General features: G+C 32.5%; 14 protein-coding genes and 1 pseudogene. All 15 read right to left on the bottom strand.

The features are described from left to right. Positions 1 to 102 precede the first annotated feature (102 nt). Positions 103 to 1434 (bottom strand): recombinase family protein, encoded by a 1332-nt coding sequence (locus RSD37_RS11505; protein WP_346946896.1) that lies wholly within the window; start codon positions 1432 to 1434, stop codon positions 103 to 105. Then, positions 1379 to 2668 (bottom strand): recombinase family protein, encoded by a 1290-nt coding sequence (locus RSD37_RS11500; protein WP_346946883.1) that lies wholly within the window; start codon positions 2666 to 2668, stop codon positions 1379 to 1381. The genes RSD37_RS11505 and RSD37_RS11500 overlap by 56 nt, the downstream gene beginning before the upstream one ends. A gap of 108 nt (positions 2669 to 2776) precedes the next feature. Then, positions 2777 to 3457, bottom strand: coding sequence for an N-acetylmuramoyl-L-alanine amidase (locus tag RSD37_RS11495; protein WP_346946882.1), 681 nt, complete (start codon positions 3455 to 3457; stop codon positions 2777 to 2779). Next, positions 3450 to 3860 carry a phage holin family protein gene (locus RSD37_RS11490; protein ID WP_346946881.1) on the bottom strand — a complete coding sequence of 137 codons (411 nt, stop codon included), beginning with the start codon at positions 3858 to 3860 and terminating at the stop codon, positions 3450 to 3452. The genes RSD37_RS11495 and RSD37_RS11490 overlap by 8 nt, the downstream gene beginning before the upstream one ends. A 50-nt stretch (positions 3861 to 3910) precedes the next feature. After that, a complete protein-coding gene (locus RSD37_RS11485; protein ID WP_346946880.1) occupies positions 3911 to 5344 on the bottom strand; it encodes a hypothetical protein in 1434 nt (477 codons plus the stop codon). 67 nt (positions 5345 to 5411) lie between these two features. Next, positions 5412 to 7034 (bottom strand): phage tail spike protein, encoded by a 1623-nt coding sequence (locus RSD37_RS11480; RefSeq protein WP_346946879.1) that lies wholly within the window; start codon positions 7032 to 7034, stop codon positions 5412 to 5414. Next, positions 7034 to 7741, bottom strand: coding sequence for a distal tail protein Dit (locus tag RSD37_RS11475; RefSeq protein ID WP_346946878.1), 708 nt, complete (start codon positions 7739 to 7741; stop codon positions 7034 to 7036). Before RSD37_RS11475 ends, RSD37_RS11480 begins: the two co-directional genes overlap by 1 nt. A gap of 1 nt (position 7742) precedes the next feature. Then, the gene (locus tag RSD37_RS11470; protein WP_346946877.1) at positions 7743 to 10127 is read right to left on the bottom strand and encodes a phage tail tape measure protein; all 2385 of its coding nucleotides are present in this window, start codon (positions 10125 to 10127) and stop codon (positions 7743 to 7745) included. A 17-nt stretch (positions 10128 to 10144) separates the two neighbouring features. Beyond that, a complete protein-coding gene (locus RSD37_RS11465; protein WP_346946876.1) occupies positions 10145 to 10291 on the bottom strand; it encodes a hypothetical protein in 147 nt (48 codons plus the stop codon). A gap of 239 nt (positions 10292 to 10530) precedes the next feature. Then, entirely contained in the window at positions 10531 to 10662 is a 132-nt protein-coding gene (locus tag RSD37_RS11460; protein WP_346946875.1) for a hypothetical protein, read from the bottom strand. Between the two features lie 93 nt (positions 10663 to 10755). Then, entirely contained in the window at positions 10756 to 11781 is a 1026-nt protein-coding gene (locus tag RSD37_RS11455; protein ID WP_346946874.1) for a PD-(D/E)XK nuclease family protein, read from the bottom strand. A 147-nt stretch (positions 11782 to 11928) separates the two neighbouring features. Beyond that, positions 11929 to 12177 (bottom strand): hypothetical protein, encoded by a 249-nt coding sequence (locus tag RSD37_RS11450; protein ID WP_346946873.1) that lies wholly within the window; start codon positions 12175 to 12177, stop codon positions 11929 to 11931. Next, a complete protein-coding gene (locus tag RSD37_RS11445; protein WP_346946872.1) occupies positions 12170 to 12514 on the bottom strand; it encodes a hypothetical protein in 345 nt (114 codons plus the stop codon). The genes RSD37_RS11450 and RSD37_RS11445 overlap by 8 nt, the downstream gene beginning before the upstream one ends. Then, positions 12511 to 12903 carry an HK97-gp10 family putative phage morphogenesis protein gene (locus RSD37_RS11440; protein WP_346946871.1) on the bottom strand — a complete coding sequence of 131 codons (393 nt, stop codon included), beginning with the start codon at positions 12901 to 12903 and terminating at the stop codon, positions 12511 to 12513. The genes RSD37_RS11445 and RSD37_RS11440 overlap by 4 nt, the downstream gene beginning before the upstream one ends. Next, positions 12896 to 13144, bottom strand: a pseudogene (locus tag RSD37_RS11435) (phage head closure protein); the annotation flags it as partial. The pseudogene RSD37_RS11435 and the gene RSD37_RS11440, both read right to left, overlap by 8 nt. Positions 13145 to 13253 lie beyond the last annotated feature (109 nt).

The raw sequence follows: 13253 nt of genomic DNA, 5'->3' as shown, positions 1-13253 counted from the left end.
CCCAAAATATTATTTGTTACATTTTATGAAACTTTTCGTAAAAAATAAAGAGCCAGTCAAAGTGACTATACCTATCACTCCAACTGGCTCCTTTAAAATTCTTTATTCAATTACAACTTCTATCTCAGTCCCATCAAGCAAGCTTACAATAATCTTTTCCCCTCCAAATATAGTCATCTTCTCTATTATCCTTAAAAATAAATTTACATCAAATGCCTTTATTGGCTCTGCATTTTCAATAATTTTTATAAACTGTTTTGCCCTATACCTTACTAAAACATTCTCACTTTTAAGTCCGTCCTTCCATTTCAACCTAAAGTAATCTTTATTTTCAATAATTGCATTGAAGGTATTTATAAAAGTCTTGTATAAAACCTTATCATCAATGTGTTTATTTTCGCAGCCTTTGTCACCTTTTATTTTATACCTATTGCTGCATATCCAAACTTTTCTTTTGAGATTTTCATTTGTGGAATGCCATGTTTTTCTTCCAAATGTACTACCACAACATCCACATATAACTCTTCCTGAAAAAGGATTATCTAATGTGGCATAGTCTAGTTTATATACACCATAGGTTTCAGCAAATTCCCGCCTTCTTTCCATTTCTAGCTGTACTGCCTCCCACATTTTTTTATCTATAATTGCTGGATGGCTTTCTTCTACATAATACATTGGAACTTCACCTTTATTATCTACTCTTTTCTTAGTGAGAAAATCTACTGTATAGGTCTTTTGGAGCAAGGCATCACCTTTATATTTTTCATTGGTTAGTATCCCTCTTATGGTGCTTTCATACCACTTAACTTTGCCATTCCACCCTTTAATACCGTCTTCTTCAAGTTCCCTTGCAATTCTATTTGAACCTTTTCCATCAAGGTAATCCTTATAAATTCTTCTAACTATCTTAGCTTGTTTTTCATTTATTATTAAGTTACCTTCTTCATCCTTATCATATCCTAAAAACTTTTTATGATTTACTGTCACCTTACCCTGTTCAAACCTTCTTCTAATACCCCATGTCGAATTTTCCGATATTGAGCGACTTTCATCTTGCGTTAAACTGGATAAAATTGTAAGTAAAACTTCACCTTTAGAATCTAAGGTATTAATATTTTCTTTCTCAAAAATTACTCCAATACCTAATTCTTTAAGGCTCCTTACATAGTTCAAAGTATCAAGAGTATTTCTTGCAAACCTTGATATGGACTTGGTTATTATCATATCTATATTTTCAGCCTTGCATGCCTGTATCATTTTATTGAACTGTTCTCTCTTTTTAGTGTTTGTACCGCTTATACCTTCATCTGCAAATATCCCGGCAAATTCATAGTCTGGATTACTGTTTATAAAAGTTGTATAGTAATTAACCTGTGCTTCATAGCTTGATAACTGTTCTAATTGGTCTGTTGATACTCTGCAGTAAGCTGCCATTTTCTTTTTCTGTGGTTCTAGGTTCTGTGCTAGATTGTTGCTGCTTGACCTTGCTGGTATAACTGTAATACTTCTTGCCATTTCTAATTTCCTCCTTCACAATAGTTTTTTCCTTTATATTAAGCTTGCTAACTACTTCATCTCCTACAACTGTTCCTACGCAAGCGCTCTTTCCATTTTTAATATAGTTGCTACATTGCCATACTATCTTTTTACTTTTATTATTACTGTTCCAAGTTCTTCTCTTTAATGTGGAGCCACACTTACTGCAGTATAGCATCCCTGTTAGTTGATACCTTTTTGTGTATTTATAAGTATCTCCCTCATTATTTCCTTTAGCTTTAGACCTTCTTTTAATTTCTTCTTGGACCTGCTGCCACATTTCTATTGAGATTATAGGTGAATGATTATCCTCAATATAATAGCTATCAATAACTCCATTGTTCCTTACTGAACCTTTTTTTAAGTGGTCTGGTGTATAGTATTTTTGAAGTATAGCATGACCTTTATATTTCTCATTTTTTAAGATTCCTAAGATTGTACTTTCCCTCCATGCTCTATTACCTACCGTTGGAATATCTTCTGAATTGAGTTCTTTAGCAATTGTAAATACACTTTTCCCCAAAAGGTATTGTTCAAAAATTCTTCTTACCACATTAGCCTGTTGTCGATTTATTACTAAATCTCCATATTCATCTTTGTCATACCCTAAGAACCTTGTGGTATTAATTATTAGTTCCCCTTGTTCAAACTTCTTTCTAGCTCTCCACTTCAGGTTATCACTTACGCTTTTGCTTTCTTCTTGTGCAAAAGAAGAGAGGACGGTAAGCATTAACTCACCGTCCCCACATAATGTATTTATATTTTCTTTTTCAAACCTAACCTCTACCCCTATGGCTTTTAATTCTCTTACTGTTTCAAGCACTAAAGCTGTATTCCTTGCAAACCTTGATATCGATTTAGTTATTATTAAATCTATTTTTCCTTCTCTACAAAACTCTAACATTCTTTGAAATTCTGGTCTATTTTCAGTAGTTCCAGTTATGCCTTTATCTGCAAAGACTCCTACAAACTCATACTCCGGATTATTTGAAATGATATTTTCATAGTAGTGTATTTGATTTTCTAGAGACTCTTCTTGGCTCTTATGATCCGTTGATACTCTAGCGTATGCACATACTTTTTTCTTTATATTTTGTATTTTCTGTATAGGCTCTATAATCCTTACACGCATTTATTTTTCTCCTTTCCATCAAATTGGTACTACTATATATCACTCTGAAGGTGATAAAAGTCAAGGTGTATAAAATTAAAACCGCTACCAAAACTCCTTAAGTAACGGTTATCTATTAACTACCATAATTGTTGCATCAAAGCCTGCTGCTTTAAGTTTCTCTATTTGTTTTTCTGCATTACTTCTAAGTGAATATGATCCTGCCATAGCTCGATATAATGTGGTTGATATGACTTCTGGATTTGATACTTCTTCCTTATAGGTTATTCCTAGTTGTGATAATATTGCCTTGGAAATGGCTTTTATTATTTCTCTTCTCTTACTATCAAATAGGTTGTTATCCTTTGTATTATCTATAAATCCCATCTCAATGAGAACTGCAGGAGCCTTAGTGTTTCTAAGCACATGAAGATCCTTTGTTTTTACACCTCGATTTACAAACCCTAAGCCTACCATTGAAGTTTGAATCTTTTCTCCCATTGCTTTTGCTGCTTGCCCTGGATTTAAATAAATATAAGTCTCTGCACCCGTTGCCTTTTCTGGACTATAAGCATTTCTATGGAATGCTATGAAGTAATCATAGTTGTTTCTATTTTCAAAATTACTTCTCTCTTCTAAGCTAGTAGTTACATCTTCTGTTCTGGTTTCATCAACTATAACTCCATGTCTTCTTACCTCTGCTGCTATTTCCCTTCCTATATCAAATACATCATTTAATTCTTTTCTGCCTTTGTAACATGCTCCTGGATCATTACCTCCATGGCCATAATCAAAACACAATCTAGCCATTAGTCTCATCCTCCTTCTTGAATTGATTTAAAACATCTTTTAGTTTTTTCGGTATTGGAAGTCCTATCTTAGCTGCATTTTCTACGATACTTATACCTTCATTGGAGATATAAAAAAAGATAACAGCCGTGCGAATTGCACTACCGCTACCTAAAAGTTTTGAGTCTATAATGTGAGCCGTTCCTACTAATATAAAAGTTAATACCTTTTTTAAAATCCCCCTAAATCCTAAGCTACTTGAAAGTCTCTTTTCTAATATTGCAGCCATAACTCCTGTAATGTAGTCTATAACTACAAAAACTATAAGTGCATAAAGAAATCCATCAACCCCTCCTAGAATTCCTCCTATAAATGCACCAACAACCGTAAACATTGTTTGAAACACATTGTATATCTCTTTCATTTAACCTCTCTCCCTTTAATTATATTTTACCCGTATAGCTTGTCCTTCATCTAGAATATACCGTCTAATAGATTATCAATTATAAAATCATATTGTATCTTCATGGTGTTAGTTGGTGTTTTAGTTACTGGTGCTGCAAGTAGTGTTTGTGCTCCTATTATGGATGGTCCAAATACATAATAAGAGTAATAGGGCGTACTTGAGCTACTAATTACAAAGCAGTATCCATAATTATGATTACGACTAAAAAAGTATCTTTTACTATTTGATGAAATTCCATCACTCATAGACACCTTCGATAAAATTACATTGAAGGAATTATCATAGAAAATAACCCCACTACTATCACTTAGAGCCCAATACTCTTTTGTTTTTCCAATTATACTTACTTCCCATGAAGTTCCTGCATAACTTGGTGTTTCTAATGTGTAATCTCTGTCTATAGCATAAGCACTATTTAGTTTCAGTAAGTGACATACGTTCTGACCATTTACTACATAATAAACTGACATGTAATGTACCCCATCAATAATTTTGAATGTTTTTATTGTCGGGGTTACACCTCCAATATTTTTATAACTAGTTGCAGCTAGTATGGTTTTACTTACCCAAGTACCATCAAGTGTGAATTTGTAAAGTTCAACACTACTACCTTTGTTATAATACAAATATATATTTTTATCATCAGCATCAATTTCATTAACATAGAAATCACCTTCACGCAACTTTGATCCATCCTCTTTGTAAAAATAACCTAAATCAGCTTGCTTGTTCTGTGATGTATCTAAATAAAAGCTTTTAAACACTCTATAATAAACAGAAGAAATATTTTTCGTATATAAATAGTAGCCCGTATTGTCGTAGTCTGAACAGTAATAACTACCGTAATCACGTATAACACTATATTCACTTCCTAAAGATGATGTATTGAATATATTTACATAGGTAGAATATATAGAATCTTTACCTTCTCCCTGGTACCAATATATTGTTTGAAATGTTCCATTTGCTGCATGAGTTGGGAAGTCAAATACGAAATGTAGTTTTATCTTTCCATCTGATGTAAACACACTATAGCTCTCAGATAAATTCACCGTACCTCTTAGTGTACTACTGCCTGAATATGTCTCATCTTTATCAGCATATCCAATAACCTCACCTTTAAAATATTTTTCTTCAGCATTTTCTAACCCTGTATGATTAGATAGATATATCCTTTTAAATGGAAATGTTACATATGATGTATCGACGCCCCCACCAACTCTAAGTTTTCTATAAAATGCTTCAAAAAACATAAGTCTACCTACTGCATTATTTATTAAATTTTCCGTTTCTGCCTTATAGATTTTTTCTCCTGTTTCAGCGTTAAATAATTCAATGGTAGCTATTCCTTTCATATCACTTAGAGGTTTTTTCTTTTTCAATACCTTAATACTGCTATCTAGTAAATCTTCATTGTAGGCTATAACCTCCCTATACTCCATGTTTCTCCTCCTATTCCTTATAGTTTGTCCATATTTTTTCTAATAACCTATCTACTTTTCTGCTTTTCTATTTAAGTTCAACAATAACATTTCCTTGAACACCTACATATAATTCATTATTTATTTCAACACTTTGGCTAATAGTTGATTGTATATTTTTCTCAAATACAACTACCGCTCCATTATTTTGTATTAGTGAAGATGGATAAATAACATCTATACTCTGTACTACTTCTGCATGTGGTGGTTCTGAACTCATTCCACCTTGTAGATTCCTACCATCTATCATGCACTGAAGATTGTATATTGGTATAGTCACTGTACCTGTGTCTGTCTTTAGATTTATTCCTATATAATGATTACCCGCGCCCACCTGTGGTATCCCTAGTGGAATTCCAATTACATTGTCACCTTGTTGCAATTTCTGTTTTGGTTTAAAAGGTATTGCTACATTATCAAGTAATATTTCTATGGTTAAAGTACATGATGTACTTGCTGTACAATACATAGCCATGTTTACACTTAAATTAGTGTTTGCTACTGCTGTAACCCCTACATATACCGGTTGGATTGCAGTGGTAGTTACTATTACCTCTTGAGGATTTGCATAATAAAGCATACTTGTAAGTGCTTGTGCCACCTTATTTCCTAGCTCATCTCTTACCGTATTGAGCATTGATGTAAAGTCATCTTTACTAGAAGTCTTAGGTTGTCCAAGTTCAACCTTTGTATTGTATCCTGTTAGTAAATCTCTTCTTGTTTTAATCACTTCTACTACCACATCTATGTTGAATTCCTTATGCCTAACAATAACTAGATCCCCCACCTTAACCTCTTGAAGATTTTTAAAGTTTTCATACTCCTTTGCTCTACTAAGCTCTATGAAATCAACTTCAATATTTACATTAGTAAGTCCCATGGTCTTTGCATATTCAGTAGCCATTATTCTTAAAGTTGGTTCATCTCCAGCATCACTAAATTCTACTTTTCTTATAATATGAAAGGGTGGATATTTATCACTATCTAATATTGGTACTGTAATATATTTTTCAGTTAAGGTTATTCCATTAGCACCCTTTGGATAAATTTTTGTGGCTACGGTGGTAGCATCCCTTGTTACCTTGATACCTTTAATATTTTTACCATACTTAATCAATACACCAGTTTCGCTTCCTAGCCTCTTTAAGATTTTAATATCATAGTTGTCTCTATAAAGTTCTCCAGTACCCCATCTCTCCATTATTTTAAATATGGCTTCTGCTGGATTTATCTCCACCATATATAATGTATTATTTATTATAATGTCACTGTCCACCTTATAGTATTTGGGAAGATCATCAACTAAACTCTTCTCCATTGCAGTTTTAATGCTACATTGTACCGCTCTGGCATCTTCTATAAAGTAAGAAGCTAAGTCATAAAAAATATGCTTAGCCCACACCATCATTACATAATTATTCTCTTGTTTTTTCTCAACCTTATATATTCTAAAAAGCTGACCATCAGCTTTAATGATGTTAAACTCTTCTAAGTACTTGCTTCTTTTAGAGTTTATTGGATACTCTAGATATAAACTATAATCTCCATTTAGCTGATGCTCTATCTCTATTTTGATACATTCATTTAACTTTCCTAATCCATTATTGTTAAATGCACCTTTTAATGTTCTTCTATCATAAATGTAAATCACTACAGCCACCGCCAATTAGGTGTTATATCAATTTTACTAACACTGCCTACCCACTTAATCGTATTTATTCCGGTTGTTAACTTAGGAAAATCGCCTTCCATCTTACTATTTAGATTTTCAATTAAACTACTATAGCAATCTTCAATAACACTATTTATGGTTATGCTATTAGATATTCCTTTTAAAATGATATCTTCACTGTTTAGTGTTAGTGTTATGTTTCCACTACCGTAGACAGTAATAATAGGTTCACTTTCTACTGTACCAATATTATCTATAGTACTTCCTAAGTTTTGAATAGTTATAACCTTATTTTCAACGTCATACTTAAATGGTCTACAGCTAAATAGTATGGGGAATACACCTAACACCCCATAGACTGGTTTAAAATCTATGGCATTTACTACCTGTGCTATATACTTTCTATTATTTTGAAAGCTAAATATAAGGTCACATTCTCCAGCACGTAATAACCAACCTTTAATCTCATCTAACTTATCACTAAGATTTATTTTATCCTTAACAGTACATTCAACTACTATATTGATGTCCTCATAGATTTCCTCATCAAACTTTATATTTGAATTTCTCCCTGGAATATTCACAAAGGATACTCTACGTTTTGGAGAAGGTATAGTTGGTCTTTTAGTGATTAATATTCCATAGTCCTTATAGCTGTCCTTATTATTAAAGGTGAAACTTAACATACTAAATACCTCCCTTTCCCATGGCTACCCTTTGTTTATAAAACTCAAGTTCATAGGCAAGCTGCTCTATATCTTTTTCAGTATTGTTTATGAAATTTTCTATGTGAAGTGTAAGTCCACCTCTGTTATTGTTGTTACTACTTCCTACCCCAACCTTCTCCATGGCCTTTGCTATTAAGTCATCCAATCTATCTATAGGAAGTACTGCTTCTTGTCCTGCTTCACCAACTCCTATTACACTTGGTCCGTTAAATATTCCACCCTTTGCATACCAACTAACATCTAGATATGGAACCTTTGGAGGTAATAAACTAAATTCACCTTTTATATTAAAGTGAGGTAGTTTTATATGTGGTAATTTTATACTTAGACCACTGAAGAAGTTCTTAATTTTGTCAATCTGCTCCTTAACAAAATTTACTGCAGCACCTATTGGTGACATTATTGCTGATTTAATTCCTCCCCAAACTGAGGTTGTTACTCCTAAAATTCCATTCCATACATTTGTTACAACATTCTTAATGCCATTCACTGTACTTGTAAACAAGGTAGTTACTCCACTCCACATATTTGTAAAGAAACTTGCTATAGCGTTCCAAATAAATTTTGTTGTAATCATTATTCCATTCCAAACAGCACTTATAAAACTAGTTATAGCATTCCATACTGTTGTTGTTATTGTTAAAATAAGCTGCCATGTAGTTGTAATTACAGCTGCAACTATATTTATAGAAGTTTGAACAATAGATGATATTATGGTCCAGGCACTAATGAAAATACTCTTTATTACTTCCCATATGAGAGCAAATGTTGTTTTTACACCTTCCCATATAGTTTTAATAACATTTGCTATACCTTCAACTATTGGAAGTACTACAGCTTTTATAGATTCCCATGTGGAAACCACTACTGTCTTTGTTGCTGTTACTGCACTTCCTATACTAGTTTTAAGCCCTTCCCATATTGCAATCATTGAAGCTTTTACTACATCCCAGTTTTTATATAAAGCTATCCCAACTGCAATAAGTCCTGCTATCACAGCTATTGTAATTCCAATAGGTCCAGTTAAAGCTGTAAATACTGAACCGAGTGCCGTAGACACACCTCCTGCCGTAGCTATAACTCCTGAAACTGTACTTATTGCTGATGCTATTGCACCTATAATAGTAATAACTTTTCCTATAACTAAAATAATAGGTCCAACTGCTGCTACAATTAAACCTATCTTAACTATTGTTTCTTGTTGCTCCTTAGATAACCCTTGGAATCTATCCATTAAAGGTTTTATAACCCCCATAAGATTTTCAAGTATTGGTATTAGTATTTGTCCAAACTGAATACCTATTTGCTGTGCCTGTTCTTTCATAATTCTTAACTTATTTGTTGGACTGTCCATGGTTCTTCCAAGATCTCCTTGAGCATTCTTTGTTGACTCCAAAATTGCTCCATATCTTGCCTGAACCTTCTGTGATTCTGTTAATGCTTCACCTTGTTTTGCTATTCCATTTGCATAAGCATATGTTTTTATTGTATTATCATTAACTAAAATCCCTAATGCTTTAAGTGGTTCTGCTTCACCTGAAATACCAGACTTTAATTTTTCAAAGGCCTCCTCTGGCTTGAGATTGTAAAAGGAAGCCATATCATATGAAAGCTGTGTTAATCCTTCTGACATCTTTAGTGATTCCTCACCTGTAAGCCCCATACTGGTAAGCATTGAGTTATATGTTGATACATTCTTTCTTACGTTATAGGCATTAAGTCCTAAAGACTTAGAAGTTTCCTCAGACCATTTTCTAGCATCTCCTGCCATATCGCCCATAGCTACTTCAAAGAGATTTTCTGACTCTATTGCATCCATAGCCATATTAGTAGCAGCAACGCCAACTCCTATTAGAGGTAAAGTAATATCCGTAGATAACTTAGTTCCAACTGAGGACATCTTATCGCCCACAGCCTTCATCTTTTCTCCAGCTTTATCCATGTTTTGTGAAAGTTTATACCATGCTGAGCTCTTAGTATTTAACTCAGTAGTTGTTGTTTTAAGTTCTCTCTGCATATTGTTAAGTTCTGCTATAGCATAATTTAGTTTAATTTTTAAGTTCTCAGTAGCCTTAGCATCTGCACCTTTCTTATCTACACTTTCCTGAAAGCTTCTATTTAAAGCTTCAACTTTATCCTTTTGAATTCCTATTTGTTTATTTAAGGTATCTGCTTTAAGTCTTAATCCATCTGTAGATTTCCCAAAGTCACCTAACTTTGAACTCGCTGCTGCAAATTCACTTTGGACTACCTTTAAACCCCTTTGAATTTTAACTACTCCGTCTTGAAAACCTCTATCATCAAGACCTATTCTTGCTACAACTGTACTTGTACCTACCGCCACTACATCACCTCCAGTCCTTAGAAAATAACATTGTCTATATAATCAAGTTCCTCCTCTTCTTCAATTCCATTTACCCTTTTGTATATATTAAATAGAGCTTGTAGCTTCTTAGGTGTACTTCTCCAGAATTGCTCTTCAGTCATTTTTAATAGGTTTGTTCCCAAATAAAAAAGCCACTCCCAATCCCATCCTTCAGAATTAGTGTGACTTTCTATTCCCCCATGTTTTCATTTATCTCCGGCATAGCAATAATCAAAGCTTCATTAATAGCAGTACCTAACCTCTCCATATCATCTAGTGTTAGCATTCTTCCTACTTCCTTAAGAGTAACACTTTCATCCTCAGCCTTAATAGCTGAATATATAAGCGCCCTTATAGCTTTGACCTTACTACTTTGTAAATCCTAAAAGGCCTGGTTAATATCCCCGTAAACCTCTTCAAGTTCACAAAATGTGTTCATATCAAATTTAAGTTCATAGTCTTTTTTTCCTATGGTAATTTTAATTCCTTTGTTTTTTAGTTCTGATGCTTTCAAATTATCAGCTCCTTTCTGAATTTTGAGTATAAAAAAAGGACTTACAATTAAGTAAATCCATATTTTTATATTTAGTTTCCATTCTACATTATATTATTTTCCCCAATTCAAATCCTTTGTTAATTCTTTAAACTTCATAATAATTTCAAGCTTTTCAATAAACCATTCTTCTATTTTTTTTAGTTGTTCATCATTACATATTAGATTTGATAGCGGTTCATCAAAGTATCCATCCACTCTGTTATTTTGAACGTCAGTCTTAGAAAACAAATTAGTTTTAGTGATATGCTTTGTAAAAACTGTGAATTTCTCATTGTTTTTTTTACTGTATATACCACATGATAAATAAGGTATTACTTCACTGCCATTGTTAAATAGACTAAATCCAATATACACTTCGGAATCTACATTTCCAAATGGATTTTCCTTGTATAACCAAAATCCATTATTATTCTCACACCTTTTTGTTTTCCCAAAATTACTTTCAAAGAATTCTTTTACACTATCTAAACATTCGTATATTTTAGATTTTGTAGAATAATAATTACTTAAGGTTATCATATCTTGAAAATTAAACTCATCTGCCATTGCCATTCCCTCACTTTTTAGAAATTCTAAATATTCATTTACAATATCATTCTGCTCTTGATTTTTTAAGAACTGATATATTTTTTTCCATCTTAATTGTTTGAAATCTATTCCTTCAATATATTTTTTATCATAATATTTTGTACAATATCTTAAATATATTTCTTTGCTATTATCAGCTTTTATCCCAGTTAGCACGTTAGTATATCTTTCTAGTTGTCTTTCACCCTCATTGGAATTTACTTTATTTTCTAAAAAACATATCATTTCTTCATTTTCAATAACAATATCAACTATACAATCCATATCATCTTCTAAATAATATTTCTCTTGAGATTCAATATTAAAATAATCTCCAGGTATAGCTAATATCTCATTGACAAACTTTTTTAACAAAAGCTGATCTTCTTCTAGTATTCCAACAAGAATTTCAGTCGTATAATCTTCAAGTGGCGTTTTATCAGATTCCCTGTGTTTCTTATAAAGTTTTATTAGCCTAGTGAACGTACTTATAATAATCCCTCTTTTCAACTTACCTACTATATCTATAGTTCAATTCTATACCCTACCACAAAAACTCATTTGTTAAGATTAATCTCTTTAAAAATGAGTTTTATATTCTTATTTACTTTTTATTACCATTTTATTCTACTAAACTCTCAAAGATATTTCAAGTCGTTATACTACAGTAGGCTCACTAGGCACTGCAGTAAACCACCCACCAATAATAGCTGCATCCACCCCTTCCATATCTTCATCAGCAATAAATCCATAGTTTCCATCAAAATCTCTTGAATAAAATTTACCCTTTAGCTTTGCACTTTGAGCCTTTGGTTTTTCTGCTTCAGTGTCATAAGTTGTTCCTGTGGCATCATCTGTTTTTAGTATTGTAATATGAACATCCTTAAGTCCTACTTGTCTAGCCATTTATATCACTCTCCCTTTCTTCTAAATAATAAAATTTAAGACCTTTATGATAGATTTTTGTATCTTCCTCATAAAGATCTATTTCATTTAATCTTTTGAACCCTACCTTAAGTAAGAGCTCTTTTACCTTTTTAACTATCTCGGTGTAATCAATTTTTGACCACACATCAATCTGAATATAATGTGCTGTTAGTATTTCTTCATCATCTTCATATTCTTCTCCTGAAGCTAAATATTCATGAAAAGTAATATAGGTTTCTGCTTTCCCTCTATATCTTTGAAAAGATACTGGAGCTTTAATTAGCTTTAAGCTGTCTATAATTAATTTATTTATCATTCCTCAAGTCCCTTTTGCAATTCTTTCATAATGCTTTGATTTATTTTTCTTTTATTCTCTAGAACTGAATTCTCTGCCCAATGTTGTGCTGGGATGTTTGAAGTTCCCCATTCAGTAAACTTACTATAGAAAAACTCTGAATTATCACCTTTATTTGGTCCAATATTAATAAAATCTACACCATTTTCTTTTTCTATATCTGATACTTTAATATGATCTGCCATGTGTTTTTTAGTTTCTTCAGACCTTGGTGCGTTTATCTCCATGCTATTTTTTACAAGTTCTCCCGCTTTATCTAATGCCTTCTTTTTAATAACTTCACCCTTTGCTCCAAGCTTATTAACTTTATCAATAAGTTCAGCCATACCTTTAAGTTCAATATTAGCCACTGCCCTCCACCTCCAAAGCCTTTATTTCAATATACTTTTTTGCATGCTTTATATTATCAATGGAAGTTATGTTATATTGCTTATCCCTAAATAAAATTCTCATAGTTGGGTCAACGCCTTCAATATATCTAATTGTAAACTTTACAGTTTTCTCTACCTGGATTGCTGCTGCTTGATAATATTCTTTCCCATATAAATTAGAAACTGATGTCCATACAGTTTTATAATCCTGCCAAATCTCAACCTCAAATCCATTTTAATTTACTGCTGTAGTAAATTTTTGAAAAGTAATTCTATGCCTTAAGTCTCCAATCTTCAAAATTCACCTCTAAATACAAAAAGAAAGGTTT

Source organism: Clostridium sp., assembly GCF_036646415.1.
Taxonomy (GTDB): Bacteria; Bacillota; Clostridia; order Clostridiales; family Clostridiaceae; genus Clostridium_J.
The sequence above is the reverse complement of the archived record's forward strand: the minus strand, read 5'-3'. Positions and strand labels throughout refer to the sequence as shown.

What these genes read in the sequence shown, in the direction of transcription:
- RSD37_RS11505 (WP_346946896.1), bottom strand. Translation starts at nt 1,434, where the DNA reads ATGGCAGCTTACTGCAGAGTATCAACAGACCAATTAGAACAGTTATCA.
- RSD37_RS11445 (WP_346946872.1), bottom strand. Translation starts at nt 12,514, where the DNA reads ATGATAAATAAATTAATTATAGACAGCTTAAAGCTAATTAAAGCTCCA.
- RSD37_RS11450 (WP_346946873.1), bottom strand. Translation starts at nt 12,177, where the DNA reads ATGGCTAGACAAGTAGGACTTAAGGATGTTCATATTACAATACTAAAA.
- RSD37_RS11495 (WP_346946882.1), bottom strand. Translation starts at nt 3,457, where the DNA reads ATGGCTAGATTGTGTTTTGATTATGGCCATGGAGGTAATGATCCAGGA.
- RSD37_RS11475 (WP_346946878.1), bottom strand. Translation starts at nt 7,741, where the DNA reads ATGTTAAGTTTCACCTTTAATAATAAGGACAGCTATAAGGACTATGGA.
- RSD37_RS11500 (WP_346946883.1), bottom strand. Translation starts at nt 2,668, where the DNA reads ATGCGTGTAAGGATTATAGAGCCTATACAGAAAATACAAAATATAAAG.
- RSD37_RS11485 (WP_346946880.1), bottom strand. Translation starts at nt 5,344, where the DNA reads ATGGAGTATAGGGAGGTTATAGCCTACAATGAAGATTTACTAGATAGC.
- RSD37_RS11490 (WP_346946881.1), bottom strand. Translation starts at nt 3,860, where the DNA reads ATGAAAGAGATATACAATGTGTTTCAAACAATGTTTACGGTTGTTGGT.